The 17,349-nt window shown below is 66.4% G+C and carries 16 protein-coding genes and 1 pseudogene; 11 read left to right on the forward strand and 6 right to left on the reverse strand.

Features of this window, described 5'->3' with window-relative positions; translation table 11 throughout:
• The first annotated feature begins 886 nt into the window (after positions 1-886).
• From NCO8_RS32890 to NCO8_RS13505, 5 genes and pseudogenes are all read left to right on the forward strand, one after another.
• Positions 887-1,672: an erythromycin esterase family protein gene (locus NCO8_RS32890; RefSeq protein WP_376739925.1), complete on the forward strand. Its 786-nt coding sequence runs from the start codon at positions 887-889 to the stop codon at positions 1,670-1,672.
• A gap of 54 nt (positions 1,673-1,726) precedes the next feature.
• Entirely contained in the window at positions 1,727-2,350 is a 624-nt protein-coding gene (locus tag NCO8_RS13495) for a class I SAM-dependent methyltransferase (RefSeq protein WP_210739972.1), read from the forward strand.
• Between the two features lie 296 nt (positions 2,351-2,646).
• Positions 2,647-2,934, forward strand: coding sequence for a phosphotransferase (locus tag NCO8_RS32465; protein ID WP_245655340.1), 288 nt, complete (start codon positions 2,647-2,649; stop codon positions 2,932-2,934).
• Between the two features lie 405 nt (positions 2,935-3,339).
• A pseudogene (locus tag NCO8_RS31850) lies at positions 3,340-3,643 on the forward strand (HIT family protein).
• Positions 3,644-4,401: 758 nt separating this feature from the next.
• A complete protein-coding gene (locus NCO8_RS13505) occupies positions 4,402-4,941 on the forward strand; it encodes a hypothetical protein (protein ID WP_157104906.1) in 540 nt (179 codons plus the stop codon).
• Here NCO8_RS13505 and NCO8_RS13510 read toward each other — a convergent pair.
• The 6 genes from NCO8_RS13510 to NCO8_RS13530 all read right to left on the reverse strand — a co-directional run bounded on the left by NCO8_RS13510 (position 4,916) and on the right by NCO8_RS13530 (position 10,575).
• Positions 4,916-6,640 (reverse strand): DUF6196 family protein, encoded by a 1,725-nt coding sequence (locus tag NCO8_RS13510; protein ID WP_174550322.1) that lies wholly within the window; start codon positions 6,638-6,640, stop codon positions 4,916-4,918. The two genes, NCO8_RS13505 and NCO8_RS13510, sit on opposite strands and share 26 nt — an antisense overlap.
• A gap of 40 nt (positions 6,641-6,680) precedes the next feature.
• Positions 6,681-7,832, reverse strand: a complete 1,152-nt coding sequence (locus tag NCO8_RS13515) for an alpha/beta hydrolase family protein (protein ID WP_084457042.1) — start codon at positions 7,830-7,832, stop codon at positions 6,681-6,683.
• A gap of 207 nt (positions 7,833-8,039) precedes the next feature.
• A complete protein-coding gene (locus NCO8_RS31330; RefSeq protein ID WP_157104907.1) occupies positions 8,040-8,348 on the reverse strand; it encodes a hypothetical protein in 309 nt (102 codons plus the stop codon).
• A 161-nt stretch (positions 8,349-8,509) separates the two neighbouring features.
• Positions 8,510-8,695: a DUF2795 domain-containing protein gene (locus NCO8_RS13520; RefSeq protein ID WP_067489007.1), complete on the reverse strand. Its 186-nt coding sequence runs from the start codon at positions 8,693-8,695 to the stop codon at positions 8,510-8,512.
• Positions 8,696-8,799: 104 nt separating this feature from the next.
• A complete protein-coding gene (locus NCO8_RS13525; protein ID WP_067639418.1) occupies positions 8,800-9,696 on the reverse strand; it encodes a glycosyltransferase family 2 protein in 897 nt (298 codons plus the stop codon).
• A 3-nt stretch (positions 9,697-9,699) separates the two neighbouring features.
• Positions 9,700-10,575 carry a glycosyltransferase family 2 protein gene (locus NCO8_RS13530; RefSeq protein ID WP_067640148.1) on the reverse strand — a complete coding sequence of 292 codons (876 nt, stop codon included), beginning with the start codon at positions 10,573-10,575 and terminating at the stop codon, positions 9,700-9,702.
• Positions 10,576-10,776: 201 nt separating this feature from the next.
• Between NCO8_RS13530 and NCO8_RS13535 the strand changes: the two genes are divergently transcribed.
• The 6 genes from NCO8_RS13535 (at position 10,777) to NCO8_RS13560 (ending at position 17,287) form a co-directional block, all read left to right on the forward strand.
• Positions 10,777-11,721: a glycosyltransferase gene (locus tag NCO8_RS13535; RefSeq protein WP_376739926.1), complete on the forward strand. Its 945-nt coding sequence runs from the start codon at positions 10,777-10,779 to the stop codon at positions 11,719-11,721.
• A 31-nt stretch (positions 11,722-11,752) separates the two neighbouring features.
• Complete coding sequence (locus tag NCO8_RS13540) at positions 11,753-12,964, forward strand: glycosyltransferase (protein ID WP_067639420.1); 1,212 nt, start codon at positions 11,753-11,755, stop codon at positions 12,962-12,964.
• Positions 12,961-13,923: a UDP-glucuronic acid decarboxylase family protein gene (locus tag NCO8_RS13545; RefSeq protein WP_067639422.1), complete on the forward strand. Its 963-nt coding sequence runs from the start codon at positions 12,961-12,963 to the stop codon at positions 13,921-13,923. Before NCO8_RS13540 ends, NCO8_RS13545 begins: the two co-directional genes overlap by 4 nt.
• Positions 13,924-14,003: 80 nt before the next feature.
• Positions 14,004-15,626: a carbamoyltransferase family protein gene (locus NCO8_RS13550; protein WP_067639424.1), complete on the forward strand. Its 1,623-nt coding sequence runs from the start codon at positions 14,004-14,006 to the stop codon at positions 15,624-15,626.
• The gene (locus NCO8_RS13555; protein ID WP_084457165.1) at positions 15,623-16,720 is read left to right on the forward strand and encodes a glycosyltransferase family 2 protein; all 1,098 of its coding nucleotides are present in this window, start codon (positions 15,623-15,625) and stop codon (positions 16,718-16,720) included. Before NCO8_RS13550 ends, NCO8_RS13555 begins: the two co-directional genes overlap by 4 nt.
• 3 nt (positions 16,721-16,723) lie before the next feature.
• The gene (locus tag NCO8_RS13560; protein WP_067489020.1) at positions 16,724-17,287 is read left to right on the forward strand and encodes a D-sedoheptulose-7-phosphate isomerase; all 564 of its coding nucleotides are present in this window, start codon (positions 16,724-16,726) and stop codon (positions 17,285-17,287) included.
• Positions 17,288-17,349: the final 62 nt, after the last annotated feature.

The raw sequence follows: 17,349 nt of genomic DNA on the forward strand, positions 1-17,349 counted from the left end.
GGCGACTTAGTGGAGAAACGAGTCAGGCCAGGTTCCGATGATTTCTCGGAACCTGGCCTGGCCTGCACTTACTGTGGAGCTATGGGGAATTGAACCCCCGGACCTTCTCGGTTCGGGTACTCGCGCCCACGGGGCGGCCGACTTAGAAGGTGTAGTGCTTCGACAGAACCTGCCCGTTGTACTCGCCACCCTGGCACACATGCTTCCAACCCTTCGGCTGATACATCTTCTGAACGACGATGTGCCCTCCGCCTTTCACACAGAGCATGCTGTTTGAATCAGTCTGGGCCGCACCGGCATTCACCACCACAACAGCAGCACCGATGAAGGTGCTCGCAACGGCAAACACTACTTTCGCATGGGACCTCCCCCGCCTCGGATTCGATATCACTCCTCCATGGCCGCGGAGCCTCCCGGCACGCCCATGGCAAGCGAATTGGCCTGCAACAAACCAGTTCGCGCAACGCCACGCCAGATCACGCTGCAGCTGTAGTCAGCGACGCCGACGGCACGGCGAAGTGGCGCCGGAATCACGCGCCCTCAGCAGCCACCGTCACACCGCAGGGGCACAGCACCATAGCCGTCCATCGAGCGGCCTGCCGGTGCATCGTCACGACACCGACCGAGCACAGGCACAGTTGACGACTTCTCGAAGGCGCAGCAAAGCCGCGTCCGCGGTACTCGATCCAACACATCAATCACACAGAAATAGCCGGAAACAGCGGGAAACGATGGGAAGCAACCAGGATGCGGCGCGCACCAAAGTCCTGTTCTACCAGTAGTTTTGGGTCCTTCCCGGTAGCTTCGAGTCTACGTGAACCGGCGTCGGACCGGCCGCGATCAGATCGGGCGCGTGTTGGCCAACGGAGTGACCTCGCTGTTGGGGATGTGCCGCGAGCAGCGGGACCTGCTGGAACGGCTTCGCGCGCACAATGAATCAGCGCTTCGGCCGGTGCATTGGTACGGCGTCGACCAGCCCGGGTCGAACCTGGCCCTGCTGCCGGGCATCGATCGGGTGTTGCAGTATCTCGACCAGGTCGACCCCGAGTACCGGGTCGATCCCGCCCTGCGTGAGACGGCGGCGGCCTTCGCCGCCGCGTCGGTCTTCAGTGCCGGTGCCGCCTTCAGTGCGCATGCAGCACTCGACCAGTCCGTCCGGGATGCACTGACCGCCGGTCTGGTGGTGATTATGGCTCGGCTGCAGGCCAGCCGGCCCGCCTACGTACGGCGCAGCAGCGCCACGGAGTTCGAGAGTGTCTGCCAAGCGCTGCGCGTGAAGATCGCGGAGGACGTCCAGGCGCGGGATCGGCTCATCAATGTTCGCGACGCGGCGCAGGCAGACACCGTGCGGTGGATCCTCGAGCGCGAGAACGGATCGTTCTGGCGCGATCACCATCCAGCGCTCCAGCGGCATGACCTGTCCGATCGACCCGCTAACCGCCTTCGACGCTGTTGTCCACGTCGCCCGCGTCAGCCCGGCCCAACCGGACCCGGATGCCATCACCGCGGCCCCTGCCGCGGTAGCCGGTGCCTTCCGCGCCTGGCAGACCGATCGAGGAGACGCACTCTGAGCGCAGGCTCGGATGTGACACTCGTGCAGCGCCCCAAACAGTCGGTGGCATGCCTTCTCAACGGTCCGCCTGGCTCGGCTGCGCCTCTCGGTGGAGACTGATCTGATCGGACGCCGCCTGTACCGGTCCTCGGTGCCTATCGCTAGCGTGTACGAGTGATCGATCCGCAGCCCCTGTCCAGTACCGCCGGCTATGGCGAAGACGCAGAGGCACTCGTTGAACAGTACGAGAGCGTTTCCTTCACCGACGTCCACCGCGACGTACTACACCTGTTCCCGTCTCAGCCCAGCGTGATCCTCGACATCGGCGCAGGCAGCGGCCGCGATGCCGCCGCGCTGGTAAGCCAGGGGCATGTGGTCGTCGCCGCCGAGCCCACTGCCGAACTTCGAGCCCTCGGCCGAAACACCCACGTCGGCCGGGACATCGAATGGGTCGACGACTCGTTGCCAGAAATGAAGGTGCTTCGCGGTCGCGGTGCACGCTTCGACCTGATCCTTCTGACGGCGGTGTGGATGCATCTGGACGAACTACAGCGGACGTTGGCGATGGAGGCAATCACCGGCATGCTTGCCCCCGCAGGGCGGGTAGTCCTCTCCTTGCGGCATGGTCCCGTCCCGCCCGGGCGGCGGATGTTCGATGTTTCGGCGCACGAGACGAGTGAGCTCGCACGTGGCTATGGTCTGAGTGTTGTGCACTTCAGCGAGCGTGCGGACCCGCACGGTCGACAAGGCGTGCACTGGAGCAACCTGGGATTGCAACCACAGACTGCCACCAGCTGACGAAGCCAGCGGCATGGCCCGAATCGGCCGTTTCCGGCCATGGTCAGCGTGCTCTTCACGATCGCGCGACTTTGCGCGTCGGCGGGGCGTTTCTGAGGATTGACGCTGATCAGTCGAACACCGACGTCGAGGTCGAGGCGATAGACAGGCACCGATCCCGACTCCGGAGGTTCTGTGGCGCAAGCCGCCCGTGCTCGCGCTCGCCGCTCTGCCAGAGACGGCACTCGGCGGGCCGCCTCGGTGAGCCGTCGACCGCGGCGCCAGCGGCGTGGGCTGCGGTGGGTACCGGCGTATGGATGCTGCACGACGCGCCGCCGCCGCCATGGCCCGGCTGCAACCTCGACGAGATCGCATCGGAGCTCGACCGAGAATGTACATGGCTTGTCAGGAGCGGGGTGGTGCCCACCGACGTAGTCGCATACAACCGCCGGATAGCCGAGATCGCGCTCCGGCCGTGGACGCCGGCGTTCACACACGGCGACCTCCAGCTCTCCCACGCGTTCGTCGAACGCGATGAGGTCACTGGCATTATCGACTGGTCCGAGGCGGCACAGGGCGATCCCCTGTACGACCTCGCCCCCTGACGCTCGGACACCAGGAACACCTCGGTCGACTCAGAATTCGCCAACACAACCAGTGGCGGGTGTCGACGAACAACGTCGTCGCGTCACGGCTCGCGATCGGTATGAACTCGGGCAAGAACAACTCGCTCGCCGAGCAGGCAGTCTCTGCGCAAAGCACGTTGGAGTCGAATGCGGCCACGAACTCAGGGAACAGGCGTCGTTGGTCTGCCTCGACCTCGAGCCACAGGTGTCGAACTGGCTCGCCGCCTTCGGCGGTTGGCAGGTCATAGCCGGACGTCGTTGACGTCGCGGGGTGTGCCGGGATCGCGGATCACGGTGGCGTCCAGCCCCAACACATACCGGCTTCGGTGGCTCCACCACGGTCCGCGCGAAGTGGCCCTGCGCCAGGGATCAGTGCTGCTGTCGATGACCGGTCTCGGTTGTATAGACCCAGCTTCGGATGGCCACCTGTTGGTAGTTCCGAAGCGGCACAGAAGGGATCTCCTCGACATCCCCACCGAAGATCAGAACTCGGTGCCGATGGGGTGAACCTACTCAACTGCTGTGGTGCCGATGCCTGGCAGACGGTTTCCACTTTCACCTGCATGTTGTCCCCAGCTACGTCGACAAGGCCAAGGACAGCCCGACGCTGCCATGGCAGCCTCGCGTCCCCGCCGACATCGACACTGTGAATATCTGGGGTGAGCGGCTTCGCATCGCATTGACATGACGCATTGATCTGTGAACGACCAACGCGACCCCCGATGAGCATCACGTAGTGCCGCACGGACCTGTCGTCGACGCCGGATGTCAAGCACTGCCGCGACGTCAGGTTTCGCCGATACGCCATTTTGGACGGTCGGCCCGACCTCAGAATTCACCGATGAACGACGTCACGGTTCACCGATTTAGCCACATGGGTACACCACGATCGGCCCGAATCATAAGCGCTCCAGACGAGACACGCCGGTCATGTCGGAGCTTCAACGTTGTCGACAGAACGCCGAAGCCGTATCACCGCCCTGGCCGATCGAAACAACACACATTATCCACACAGAAATAACCGGAATCAGCGGGAAATGTTGGGAAACGACCAGCGCACGTCGTTCGTCAGATGCCTTATCTACCAGTAGTTTTGAGTACTTTCAAGCAGCTTCGGGACGACGTGAACCGGCGCCAAGTGGTCGCAGGTTCAAATCCTGTCAGCCCGACAGTGAAACCCCTCCGACTCGAGTCGGAGGGGTTTTCTTGTGTCCGGGATTCAACGTGGCTTGCCCGGATCACAGTGAAACAACCGGTCAGCAGCTGCCCTCGTTTAGACAGTGACCTCGTCGTACGGCGGTTCAGCGTTGCGGCTACGCTCCGGTCTGTGACGTGGACGGCGGCAGTCTCGTGAGTAGAAGCGGTGTGGTCGAGGCAGCGCGCGTCGCCTTGTCCGCACAGCACCCGGCCGGCTCGTCTGAGCCGTGCGCCTATGCCGTCGTGCGGATGTTCGACGCTACCGTGGGGATCGCGTATCTACCCGACGTCCAGGAAATCGAACGCCGCCGACGGTTCGGTCTCGGCGCGGTCACCCGGTTGGATCTGTTGGACGCTGTGATGAATTTGCCGGTCGGGCTGCCGGTCTCCGTCGGTGATCTCACCAGCCGTGAGCGCCGGATCATCGGGCAGGCGCCGGCCGGTGTCGTCGAGGTCGAGGGCGGCAACTACGTCCGACGTGCCAGGGCGCCGATATCGGCCCGGTTGGCCGTGGTGGCGAGCCGAACATGGCAGGAAGGGCTGCGCTCGGCGGGTCGGTTCGCCCCGTTCTGTAGCCGTGCGATGCTGCTGCGGTCGATCCCGACCGATCTCGCGGAAGCACAAATGCAAGCCTCGTTCTTCGGGATCGGCATCTGCGTGTCCGACGCATCCGGGCCGCGGACGCTCGTCGAACCGCAACTGTATGTGCGACAACGGCATTCGTGCGGTCAGTGGTTGTTCGCCGAGAAGCTGTACGAGAAGACTAGCGCGCCCGAACTCGCGCGGTAGTTCCCGGCATCGGCCACCACTCGGGTAGCTCTGCCCAGGAACGCAGAGTACTCGGCGGCTGGAACGCACCGGGCTGCCTGATCCGCGCATTGAGCACCGCGGCGTAATCCACGGCTGCCGAGCACAGGTTCTTCCACCAGGTGGCCCGCCCGTCCACTGTCGGCTGGCCGTAGAGGTCGTTCGCCCAGGACGCCCACACGTGCACATTGTGTCGGTGCGCGTCGAGAGTGTCGTCTCGGCCGACGAACCGGTCCATCGGCTGTCCCTGACACGACAGGCACGCACACACCGGCGGCCGACTGTCGGCGAACCGCTCGACGAGCGTCGAGCCCTTGTAGAAGGACATCAGTTCGGCGAGCAATACGGTCGGTGAGGGGTCGTTTCCCCCGCCGAATGGCCGCTGTCCGAACGGGATGACGTGGCGAAGGCTGCCGCCGGTGCCGAGGGACGTCGCGTAGGCGCCGTGACTCATGGCGTCGAAGCCGGTGAGATCTGTTCGCAGCACGGCGACATCGCCTCCCTCGGCCACCAGTCGACGCAAATTCTGGACCGCCTCCGCGTTTCTTCGCATGGGGTCGAACTGTCCACCGAGCAGCACCGCCTTGGGCCGTTCGAGCCCGGCGGCTGCCGCGATGAGGTGGTCGATGTGAGCGTCGCGCAGCCAGGCGATATCGATCGGCAGACTGACGATGACATCGTCGCGCCCGATCCGGTCGGCCGTACGGATCACCGCCCTCAGCGCGTCATCATTCCCGGCGCCGAGGTAGCCGGTCGGCGTCAGCGCCAGGTCGGCGCCGCAGTCGCGCTGAGCTTGCAAGTAGTCGTCGAGTGACAGCGGGAACAGATGTTGCGACTCGTCGTCATCGAGCACGAAAGGCTCGTGCTCGGTGGCCAGGGCACGGCGGTACCCTTCGGGATCCCGGAGCAGCAGCAGGTCCGGATGCTCGCGGCGCAGGGTCTTGATCCCGGTGGCCGCCGTCTTGCCCGTCAGCACCAGCCCAGCGACAGGGGTGGGAAGGGGCACGAGCGCGCGGGCGGTATGCCTGTTGGCGTGCAGCAGGATTCGATCGTGCAGCACGGACACCGGCTCCGGCAGCGGCGTAGGCCCGGACCGGCGCGCGATGTCGGGCACCTCGGCCCCGCCGCCGTCTTCATTCGATCCGCCCATCCTCGTCATCGAACGACCACCCCCAATTGCCTCGCCGACCGACTCCGAAAACGATTGTCCCAAGCCGACGGTGCCTTCCGCGCCTAATCGCGTGAACGACGGGAATCCGTCGCAGCGCCCGACGGCCACCGAATACGCGTACGCCGCAACCGCACCGCAAGACGCGCCCCAGTAGTCATAGACCCCACCGCGCTCGCGCTTGCTGCCGCAGACAACGAACACGCCTGTCCCGAACTCAACCTCGAGACATGTGGCCAACGTCGCCTGTGAAGTGAAAGGAGAAGATTCCGAAGCGTTCGACGAGATCGTCATCTCGGTCGAACGGGACCAGGTGGCTCCAAACCTGTTGGTACCGACAATGGCGAGCGTCTCGGTGGTGAGTGCGGGTGGCTGGTCGGCCGGAAACTCTTCGAAACACCAGACGCCCTTGTGCACACGAGGTCGGCCTGGGCGATCACCCGACGTAGCGCGCGATACAGACGCTGTTGCCCGCCGATAACAGAGGCGACTCACGAAGATCGACCGGACCATTCGAGAAGCACTCTTTCCAGAACACGGTGATCACGTCGATCTACGGGTACGGCATGACTTCCGGCTGCGCCAGGCCGGTGACGGTTGTGGTGAGGTCGGCGCGGCCGAAGACGGTGTCGAACCAGGTGCGTAGGTAGGTGCGTTGCAGGTCGATCGAGCGGGCCGGGTCGATGGCACCGACCGCCTTCTGTCGCACCTCATCGGGCAGGAGCCCGGTGTCGGCGAGACGGGCAAGAATCAGTTGCTGGTCGCAGAACGACATGTGCTGAGTTCCCCGTACCCGCAGTGGGAATTTCAGCCCGGTATTGTTCTGCCAATACGGCTCCCAGCCCGGCTCACCGAACCACGGCGAGAACTCGCCGGCCAACATCAGCAGCGGTTGGTCTAGACCGCTCTCGGCGACGGATCCGAGCACAGGGCCGTCCAAGTTCACCCCCGCCCGGATCCGGTGGTCCTCGTGTAGGGCTTGCATAGTGGTCGACCCCCCGAGCGAGTGGCCGAACATCGCCACCCGGCTCGAGTCCAGGTTCTCGATGAGTCCGACAGGTAGCGCCTTCGTGCTCCGATCGTCGGTGTGGGCGGCGGTCAGTTCGTCGAGGACGAAGCGGGTGTCGGCCACCCGGGTGGGCAGCAACAGGTCACGCAGAACTTCCTGAGGGGAATCCAGCGGTACCTGTGTCAGGGCGGTGCGGCCGTCGGGGAACTCGACGGCGAACGCTTCGTGGGTGTGATTGAGGGCGACGACCACGTAACCGTGGCTGGCGAGATCCTCGGCTTGGGCGGTGCTCCAGCCGGTGGCGTCGCCCATTCCGGGAGAGTTCAACAGGACCGGGAACCCGCCATCGCGCTTGCGGACCGGTGCGTCGCGGCGGCTGTGGCTCGAGGCGAGGGTCCAGGTGCCGGCGGGAACGTCGAGCTCGCTGAGGAATTCCTCCTGCGCGGCCGAAGCACCCGGCGGCATCCACGATGCAGCCTCGGCCGCGGTGTTCTCGGCGGGGTACCAGATCTGGGCCAGCACTTCCCGCGGCCCGCCGGTCCACGGATCGGTGCGGTTCCTGTCGATCAGATGCCATTCGGTGACCCCGACCGGGGACAGGCCGGTCGGCGCGGGCAGCTCCACGCTCACCACGGTCGGCGCCTGCGGAGCCGCAGCACCCAGCCCCGCACCGCTACCTGTTGCGACCAGTGCCATCGCCAGGACTGCCGCGACTCGGCGTAATCCCTTGCCTGCCAATGCCTACCCCCACATCGAATCGGTGATGTGTGGAGCCTACAAGCGCGTACGCCGGGCAGCTTCGTCCAACGGCTGCTTCCAGCAAGGAGTTCGATAAACGGTCGTTTCCGAACGACCTGTGGATTTCCGATCAAGCTGTCGGCGACGCGCTCCCCCTGCGCTTCGCTATCTGCCGAGGTAGTAAGCGAGCACCAGCACCGCGATCACTGCCACCACGATCTTGATCGTTGTGATGAGGATGGTGATCACCCAACCCACGGCGCTCCGCCCCGCTCGCCAGCCCAACTCCGACACCTCATCCGCCATCAAGTTCCGCACCGGTTGCTCCCGATCTCGTTCCCGCTGCGGGGTTTCACCATCGGTGTCCCATATTCGCAGTTCAGGGCATACTTCCGCTTCTGTTCGAGGAGTAGCCGAAGCAATACGGAGTTCCCCGCAGATCGTGATGGAAGGAGCCTTCGATGCGGAGTTCACGCCGGCCCACCGGCTGAACTTGCAGGTCAGGTGGTCGCAGGTTCAAATCCTCTGCGAAGGCGCTCGGTGACCGCGTAATCGCCGCGAGGAGGCCGGGGTCACCCGTTCGCCGGCCGAACCGATCGGGTCGGTCCGGCCGGTTCTCGGGTGTGATCGCGGGGTCAGGAGATCGCTTGGCTTACGGCGTTGGGGCCGTCGAACGTGCGGTCGGGCAGGTCCTGCAAAGCGTCGAGGATGTCGGAATCCGCACCGTTGCTGCGGGCGGTGTTCACGATGCCGTCGCGATCGCACGGGTAGTCGATGCCGGACAGGTACTTCTGGACCTGGATCGGATTGATCTGGCTCATGCTGTGCTCCCTTCGGTTGGATTAGCGGACAACGTGGGGGCCTTACCACCGCGCTCGGCTTTTAAGCAGGTGCGAAGAGGTCGATGGTTCGTGAGGCACACCGACTAGCCGACGTAGCGGCGGGCGGTGGAGTTGCGTTGGGAGGCTTCGAGCAGGACGAGGCCCGCCTCGACCTGGGCGGGCAGGACTTTTCGTTCGCGCAATACCCATGGCAGCCCGCGTAGGGCCGCGAATACGGCGGCGGCCGTCGTTCGGTCGGCGGGGGCCGATCTGAGGATGTCGGCGGTACGGCGGGCCGCGCTGCGGGCCGGTCGGCGCAGCCACAGGGTCCACAGCGTGTTGCGGATTCCGAGCCCGCGACGGTGGGTGGCGTCGCGGGTGCGGGAGGGCTCGTGGTGGATGATCATGTCTTCCACCCAGCACATCCACCATCCGCGGGCCGCGAGATCCAACGCGAGCAGCTCTTCCTCGCCCGCGAACCACAGGCGCCGCGAAAAGCCTCCCACCTCCTCGAACGCGCGCACGCGGAAGGCGGACAGGCCGGCCATCACTCCCAGGAGCGCGGGCCCGGGCAGCCAGTCGGGGCCGGAGATCGGCGAATCGCGGAATTCGGGAGTGATCGGGTCTTCACGCAGGTCGGGTGCGACGAGACAGCGTCCCGTCACCGATCCCAGGCCGGGATACTCGTCGAGGAGATCCGCCGCGCGAGTCAGCGCACCGGGCTGCCAGCGGGTGTCGTCGTCGCAGAAGGCCACGTAGGGCGTTCGCACCCGTTCGACGGCGAGGTTTCGACCGAGAGCGCCCAGGTTTTCGGCGGAGCGGATCAATTGCACCTGCGGGTAGTTCGCCGCGACCGCGTCGGCCGTGCCGTCGGCGGAACCGTTGTCGACGAGGATGATCGGGGCCGCGTCGGGCAGCGCGGTCATATGCGCGAGGGTCTGCAGCAGCTGGTCACGCCGGTCTCGGGTGATGATGACAACCGTCATCCGGTGTGTCGACATCGGTCAGCTCCTTGTGTGGGCGAGTTCGAGTGTCCTGGCTCGGGTTTCGATCTCCGGGGGCAGAGGACGCCGCTGTGCCAACGCTTTCGGCAGTCGTTGGACGATCTGGGCGACGGTCAACAGCGTCTGCGGCTCGCGCACGATCCGGCGAACCAGGTCGAGCGACTCCGCGGCGCAGTGCCGTAGTGGTCGCCGCATCCAGGTGATCAAGGCGTTGTTGCGCTGTTCGGCCCGCCGCCGCCACGCCTGCGGGGGTCGGTGGGTGGAGGGGTGATGGTGGGCCCGCACCGTCGGCACGTAACACAGATGCCAACCGCGGGCGGCCAGGTCGAGCGAGAGCAAGCGTTCCTCGGCACCGAAATGCAGCAGCGGGCTGAATCCGGCGGCCTGCGCATACGCCTCTTTCCGCACGATCGCCGCACACGCCAGAAAGCCGAGCACCGACGGACCGGGCAGGTCCGGATCGTGTCCGAGCGGGCTGTCGGCCATCAGTTCGTTGACGGGGTCGTCTCGATGTTCCGAGCCGACGAGTGTGCGGCCGGCGATCAGGCCCACCTGCGGATAGGAGTCCAATATCCGTTCGGCTTCGGCGAGCGCGTCGCTTGCCCACCAAGAGTCGTCGTCGCTGAAGGCGACGTACGGTGTTCGGGCGATCGCCACGCCGAGATTGCGGGCGGCCGCTCCACGATTGTCGGCCAACCGGACAACGTGTACCCCCGGGAAGGTTTCGGCCGTGTCGGCGGTGTTGTCGTCGGATGCGTTGTCGAGTACGACGATCGCCGGGCGCGGTCGCAGCGCGCACAACTCGGTGAGCGTTCTCGCCAATTCCGTCGCGCGATTTCGAGTGGCGATGACGACCGTGATCTTGCTCGTACTCATGACGCGCATCCCGGCAGCGGCTCGTCGAGCGACTCCGAAATCGATGTGTCCATCGTGCAGAAATTTGCCCATCCGATGACGAATACGCACATGCCTCGACACATACCCGGTGTCCGCCGCGCCAATCAGCGGGGCACCGCGCGGTTTGATCACGCGGCGAACGGCAAGAACTACGGCATGATCAGTCCGCGCAGAATTCTTCTGTGGCATGTGCACGGCTCGTGGACTACCGCCTTCGTCCAAGGGCCGCATCGCTATCTGTTACCGGTGACCGACGAGCGCGGACCCTGGGGCCTCGGCCGTTGCGGACGTGACTGGCCGAATGCCGAAGAGGTCACCGTCGGCGCGTTGCGCGACATCGAGGTGGATGTGATCGTGCTGCAGCGTCCCGAGGAGATCGACCTCGCGCATCGATGGCTCGGGCGGCGACCCGGCGTCGACATCCCCGCCGTCTATGTAGAGCACAACACCCCACGTCCCAGCGCGGCGCTGACCGCGCATCCGATGGCGGAGCGAACCGATATACCGGTCGTGCACGTCACCCATTTCAACGAGGTGATGTGGGACAACGGCACGGCGCCCACGCGTGTCATCCCGCACGGGATCGTGGATCCCGGTGAGCTCTACACCGGCGAACTGCCCCACGGTGTCGCGCTGATCAACGAGCCGATGCGGCGCGGGCGGATCACCGGCAGCGATCTGCTGACCCGCTTCGCGCGCGAAGGGCCGGTCGATCTCTACGGGATCGGCGCGCAGGACTTCCGGCCGCAAGGGCCGACCGCGCATCCGGTCAACGGGATAGCGGATCTGCGGCAGTCGGCATTGCACCCCGAGATGGCCAAGAGGCGGGTCTACCTGCACACCGCGCGGTGGACTTCGCTCGGGCTGTCGCTGCTGGAAGCCATGCACCTGGGGATGCCGGTGGTGGCGCTGGCGACCACCGAGGCCGTCAGCGCGGTACCGCCCGAGGCGGGCGCTCTCTCCACGGACGTCACCGCCCTCACCACGAGATTTCGCGAATTGCTGCACGAACCCGATCTGGCGGTGCTCGCGGGGAAATCGGGACGGCAGTTCGCGCTGGAGCACTACGGCCTCGAGAGCTTCCTGCATCGCTGGGATCGCCTACTGGCCGAGATCACCGAATAAGGGCGGCATCCAGGTCAGGAAAGGCGGAAACATGAAGATCGCGATGGTGTCCGAACACGCCAGCCCGCTCGCCACCTTGGGTGGCGTCGATGCCGGCGGACAGAACGTGCACGTCGCGGAGTTGTCCGCGGCCCTGTGCCGACAGGGTCACGACGTCACGGTGTACACACGGCGCGAGAGCGCGCGGGTGCCCGACACTGTCACCACCGCACCGGGCTATCGCGTGGTGCACGTTCCGGCGGGACCCGCGCATCCCGTGCCGAAGGACGAACTTCTGCCCTATATGCCGGAATTCGGAAACTTTCTGCGCGCGCGGTGGCGCGACGACTGTCCCGATGTGGTGCACGCCCATTTCTGGATGTCGGGTCTGGCCGCTCTGGCCGCGGTTCGCGACACCGATATCCCGGTGGTACAGACTTTTCACGCACTGGGTGTCGTGAAACGACGGTATCAAGGCAGCGCCGACACCAGCCCGCCCGACCGGCTGCGGCTGGAACAGCAGGTGGCCGAGCAGGCAGACCGAATCATCGCGACCTGCACCGACGAAGTGTTCGAACTCGCTCGAATGGGAGTTCCGCGCCACCGGACGTCGGTGGTTCCCTGCGGCGTGGACCTGCACCAGTTCTCCCCCGAGGGCCCGAAAGCCGCGAGAACAGCCGAACACCGCCTCATCAGTGTGGGGCGACTCGTGCCGCGAAAGGGTTTCGACGTCGCCGTCACCGCCCTCGCCGAGCTGGCCGGGACCGAACTGGTACTGGTCGGCGGACCGGACGGCCGACTGGCCGATGACCCGGAAGCGCAGCGGCTGCTGCGGTTGGCCGACGATCTCGGCGTCGGCGACCGGCTGCACATGCTCGGCCAGGTGCCTCGAACGCAGATGGCTCCCCTGTTGCGTTCGGCCGACGTCGCGGTGTGCACACCGTGGTACGAGCCGTTCGGCATCACCCCCCTCGAGGCCATGGCGTGCGGTGTTCCTGTCGTGGCCGCCGCCGTCGGCGGTCTCATCGACACCGTCGTCGACGGCGGCACCGGCACCTTGGTTCCCCCGCGTGATCCCTCCGGGTTGGCAGCGGCGATCCGCGAACTGATCGACGCGCCCGCACTCCGGCGCCGGTACGGTGCGGCCGGGCACGAGCGCGTCCATACGCGCTATTCGTGGGACCGGGTCGCGGTGGAGACGCTGCGCGCCTATCGCCGGACCGCGGGCGCACGCGTCGCCGGCGAGCGAAAGCAAGCACAGTGAGTACCGCCGCGACGCGCGCGTTGGTCACCGGCGGTTGTGGTTTCGTCGGATCCCATCTGTGCGAGCAACTGCTCGCGGCGGGCACCGACGTCGTCGCCGTCGACAACTTCGCCACCTCCACCCCGGAGAATGTGGCGGGGCTACTGCATCGGCCGGGCTTCGAACTGCTCCAGCACGACGTCACCGAGCCGTTGCCCGACATCGGCTCCTTCGACGTCATCTACCATCTCGCGTCGGCCGCCTCGCCGCCGGACTATCTGCGACTACCGATCGAGACGCTGCGAGCCGGCTCGCTGGGCACGACCAACGCCCTGGAACTCGCCGAGCGGGATCACGCGCGTTTCGTACTCGCGTCCACGAGCGAGGTCTACGGCGATCCCGCGGTGCATCCTCAGCCCGAGAGTTATTGGGGCAATGTCAATTCCGTCGGCCCGCGCAGCGTGTACGACGAAGCCAAGCGGTACGCCGAGGCGTTGACGATGGCGTACCGCCGCGAGCGCGGGGTCGACACCGGCATCGCCCGGATCTTCAACACCTACGGCCCACGCATGCGCGCCGACGACGGCCGGGTGGTGCCGACGTTCATCGCGCGGGCGTTGGCGAACGCACCGCTGACCGTGGCGGGCACCGGTGAGCAGACCCGTTCGCTGTGTTACGTCGAGGACACCGTGCTCGGGTTGCGCGCATTGGCCGGGTCCGATCATCCCGGACCGATCAACATCGGTAATCCGCACGAGTTGTCCGTGCGGGCGCTCGCCGAAGAGATCCGTATCGCCACCGACAGCTCGTCGACGCTGGAATACATCGAGGAGGCGGTCGACGATCCGAAGCGGCGCTGCCCGGACATCTCGCTGGCACAACGCGAATTGGGCTGGCAGCCGATGATCACCCGGACCGAGGGGTTGCGCCGCACGATCGAGTGGTTCGCCCGGCAGCGATGCGTGGCGCGGACGGTTTAGCCCCGACTTAACCGGGTAGCGCGTACGCAGGTACCGGCGGGGGTGCAATCTTCCGCCGCCTCGATGAGAAAGGCGAGCCGTTGCGCATTCTCGGAATCAACGCAGTGTTCCACGATCCCGCCGCAGCGCTGATCGTGGACGGCGAAATCGTCTCGGCGGCGGAAGAGGAACGGTTCAGCCGCCGCAAGCACGGTAAGAGGCCGGTGCCGTTCTCGACGTGGGAGCTGCCCGAGCAGTCGGCCGCGTGGTGCTTGGCGCAGGCGGGCATACGTCCCGATCAGCTCGACGCGGTGGGTTACTCCTACGATCCGGGGCTGGTCGATCATTCGCTCGACGGTCTCGATCAGCAGAGCGAGCAGACTCGCACGGATTACGCCCGCCGCGCGCCCGCCTTTCTGCGCGCCGCACTTCCCGGTCTGGATCCATCGATCGTCCGCTTCGTCCGCCATCACGTCGCGCACGCTGCGTCGACAGCGCTGGCGGCGCCGCTGGGTGATTCGGCGGTGTTGGTCGCCGACGGACGCGGGGAGAGCACGTCCTATCTGGCCGGGGAATACCGGGACGGCAAATTCGTGGAACTGGCGTCGCAGCGGCTGCCGCATTCGCTGGGGTTGATGTATGAGGATCTCACCCAACACCTCGGATTCGAGCGTTCCAGCGACGAGTACAAGGTCATGGCCCTGGCCTCGTACGGCGAGCCGCGATTTCTCGACCGGTTCCGGGAACTGCTGTACACCACCGGCGACGGCGGATTCCGCACCGAACCGGTGCCGTGGGAGAGCTTCGCACCGGCCGGGCACGGCGGTGACTTCGGCAGCGAGCACGCCGACCTGACCGCAAGCGTCCAGCGCCGGTTGGAGGACGTGCTGCTCGAGCTGATCACGTGGCTGCATCGGCAAACGGGTCAACGCAACCTCACGCTGGCAGGCGGTATCGCCTTGAACTGTGTGGCCAATACGCGCCTGCACGACGAAGGACCGTTCGACAACGTCTGGGTCCAGCCGGCCGCGGGCGACGCGGGCACCGCGCTGGGCGCGGCATTGCAACTGGCCGCGGAGTTCGGTGAGCCCGTCGCCCCGATGCGCGGTGCCGACCTCGGCCGTGAATGGAGCGACGCCGAACTCGAATCCATTCTCCGTGCGGCGAAGGTCCGCTACACCCGCTCGGACGATGTGGCGGCCGAGGTGGCGCAAGCCCTGGCCGACGACGGCATCGTCGCCTGGTTCCAGGGCCGGGCCGAATTCGGCCCGCGTGCGCTCGGGCACCGCTCGCTGCTGGCCCACCCCGGTCGGGCGGCGAACCTCGAGCGTCTCAACGATGTGAAGGGCCGCGAGCAGTTCCGGCCGGTGGCCCCGATGGTGCTCGCGGATCGAGCGCCCGAGATCTTCTCGCGGGGGCCGCTGCCCAGTCCCTACATGTTGTTCGTCCACGATGTCGCCGCCGACTGGCGCGAGCGGATTCCGGCGGTCACCCACGTCGACGGGACCGCGCGGGTGCAGACGGTCGACCCCGCCGACAATGCGCTACTGGCCCGGATGCTCTCGGAATTCGACAAGCGCACCGGTGTGCCCGTCGTGGTCAATACGAGCCTCAACACCGCGGGGAGACCCATGGTCGATTCCCCCCGTGACGCGCTCGAATGCTTCGGTTCCGCGCCGATCGACCTGCTCGCCATCGGCCCGTTCCTGGTGTGGCGCCGATGAATTCACCCATCGACTACAGCATCGTCATCCCGACCACAGGCCGCGAGAGCCTGCGGGTGTTGCTGCGCGCGCTCGCTGCCGCCACCGGCCCGCAGCCCAGGGAGATCATCGTCGTCGACGATCGCCCGGACGGTGGAGAACTTCCCCTGGTGGACACCTCGCCGCCGGTGCGGGTGCTCCACTCCGGTGGTCGCGGACCGGCCGCCGCGAGAAATGTCGGCTGGCGGCACGCATCGGGTACCTGGGTGGCCTTCCTCGACGACGATGTCGTCACCACACCCGATTGGCCCCACCGATTGGCCGAGGACCTCGCGGGTCTCGATGAGACGACGGCCGCTTCCACCGCGCACATCGAGGTGCCGCTGCCGACCGATCGCAAACCGACCGACGAGGAACGGGGAACGGCGGGCTTGACCGTCGCGCGCTGGATCACCGCCGACATGGCCTACCGCAGAGCGGTGCTACTCGCCGTGGACGGTTTCGACGAACGCTTTCCCCGTGCCTTTCGCGAAGACGCGGATCTGGCGATGCGGGTGTGCCTGGCCGGCTACCGGATCGCCCAAGGTGAGCGGGTCACCACCCATCCGACGCGCAGGTCGGGGCCGATGGCCAGTGTTCGAGCCCAACGGGGAAACTTCGACAACGCGCTGATGCGGCGAAAGTTCGGTCCTCGGTGGCGGCAGCGGATCGGCGAAAGACCCGGCAGGCTCGGCCGCCACGCGTTCACCACCGCACTGGGCGCGGCCGCCGTGGGTTCAGGCGTGGCGGGCCGTCAGCGCCGGGCTCTCGGTTTCGCGGCGGCATGGGCGGCGCTGACGACCGAATTCGCCGCGCGCCGAATCGTGCAGGGTCCTCGAACCGCGGGTGAGATCGGACGAATGGTGGTGACCAGTGCGCTGATCCCGCCTGCCGCATGCTGGTATCGGCTCCGCGGCGAACTGCGGCATCGCAACGCGACGCCCAGCTCACCGCCGGCCCCGCTGTTCGACGGGGACGACACCGTCATCGGGGACGTTCCCGACCTCGCCGATCCGTCGATGGTCTCGGTGGCAGAAGAACTCACCGCCGGAAGTGAGTCCGCGAACAGGAGGTAGGCCTTGAACGAGGATCATTTCGCCGTCTTGTCCAGCGCGTTGGAGCGGAACCGTTCCTTGGCACCGGGACTTCGCAGATGGGGTCGGGAACTGGCCGCGGTATTCGACAACGGCGGCAGATTGCTGGCCTGCGGCAACGGCGGCAGCGCCGCCGAAGCCCAGCATCTGACCGCGGAACTGGTCGGGCGCTTCCGCAACGAACGACGGCCGCTCTCGGCGATCGCGCTGCACGCCGACACCTCCGCGGGCACCGCGATCGTGAACGATTACGGCGAGGCCGAACTGTTCGCGCGTCAGGTCCGGGCACACGGCAGGACCGGGGACGTGCTCGTGCTGCTGTCCACCAGCGGAACCAGCCAGAACGTGGTTGCGGCGGCCAAGGCCGCGCAGGAGATAGGCGTCACCACCTGGGCGATGACCGGACCCGCGCCCAATCCCCTCGCCGCGCTCTGCGACGACGCGCTGCCGGTCGACGCGCCGAGCACGGCCACCGTGCAGGAGGTTCATCTGGTCATGGTGCACGCGCTGTGCGAGTCGCTCGACGAAGCACTGGGAATCCCGACATGAGGCCCGTGGTCGTGGTCGGCGCGAGCTCGCAGTGGTACCCACGGCGCACGACCGAAGCGGGG

This window comes from Nocardia coubleae NBRC 108252 (genome assembly GCF_001612805.1).
Lineage (GTDB): Bacteria > Actinomycetota > Actinomycetes > Mycobacteriales > Mycobacteriaceae > Nocardia > Nocardia coubleae.

What these genes read in the sequence shown, in the direction of transcription:
- NCO8_RS32890 (WP_376739925.1), top strand. Translation starts at nt 887, where the DNA reads ATGTGCCGCGAGCAGCGGGACCTGCTGGAACGGCTTCGCGCGCACAAT.
- NCO8_RS32465 (WP_245655340.1), top strand. Translation starts at nt 2,647, where the DNA reads ATGCTGCACGACGCGCCGCCGCCGCCATGGCCCGGCTGCAACCTCGAC.
- NCO8_RS13505 (WP_157104906.1), top strand. Translation starts at nt 4,402, where the DNA reads ATGTTCGACGCTACCGTGGGGATCGCGTATCTACCCGACGTCCAGGAA.
- NCO8_RS13510 (WP_174550322.1), bottom strand. Translation starts at nt 6,640, where the DNA reads ATGGTCCGGTCGATCTTCGTGAGTCGCCTCTGTTATCGGCGGGCAACA.
- NCO8_RS13515 (WP_084457042.1), bottom strand. Translation starts at nt 7,832, where the DNA reads ATGGCACTGGTCGCAACAGGTAGCGGTGCGGGGCTGGGTGCTGCGGCT.
- NCO8_RS13520 (WP_067489007.1), bottom strand. Translation starts at nt 8,695, where the DNA reads ATGAGCCAGATCAATCCGATCCAGGTCCAGAAGTACCTGTCCGGCATC.
- NCO8_RS13525 (WP_067639418.1), bottom strand. Translation starts at nt 9,696, where the DNA reads ATGTCGACACACCGGATGACGGTTGTCATCATCACCCGAGACCGGCGT.
- NCO8_RS13530 (WP_067640148.1), bottom strand. Translation starts at nt 10,575, where the DNA reads ATGAGTACGAGCAAGATCACGGTCGTCATCGCCACTCGAAATCGCGCG.
- NCO8_RS13540 (WP_067639420.1), top strand. Translation starts at nt 11,753, where the DNA reads ATGAAGATCGCGATGGTGTCCGAACACGCCAGCCCGCTCGCCACCTTG.
- NCO8_RS13555 (WP_084457165.1), top strand. Translation starts at nt 15,623, where the DNA reads ATGAATTCACCCATCGACTACAGCATCGTCATCCCGACCACAGGCCGC.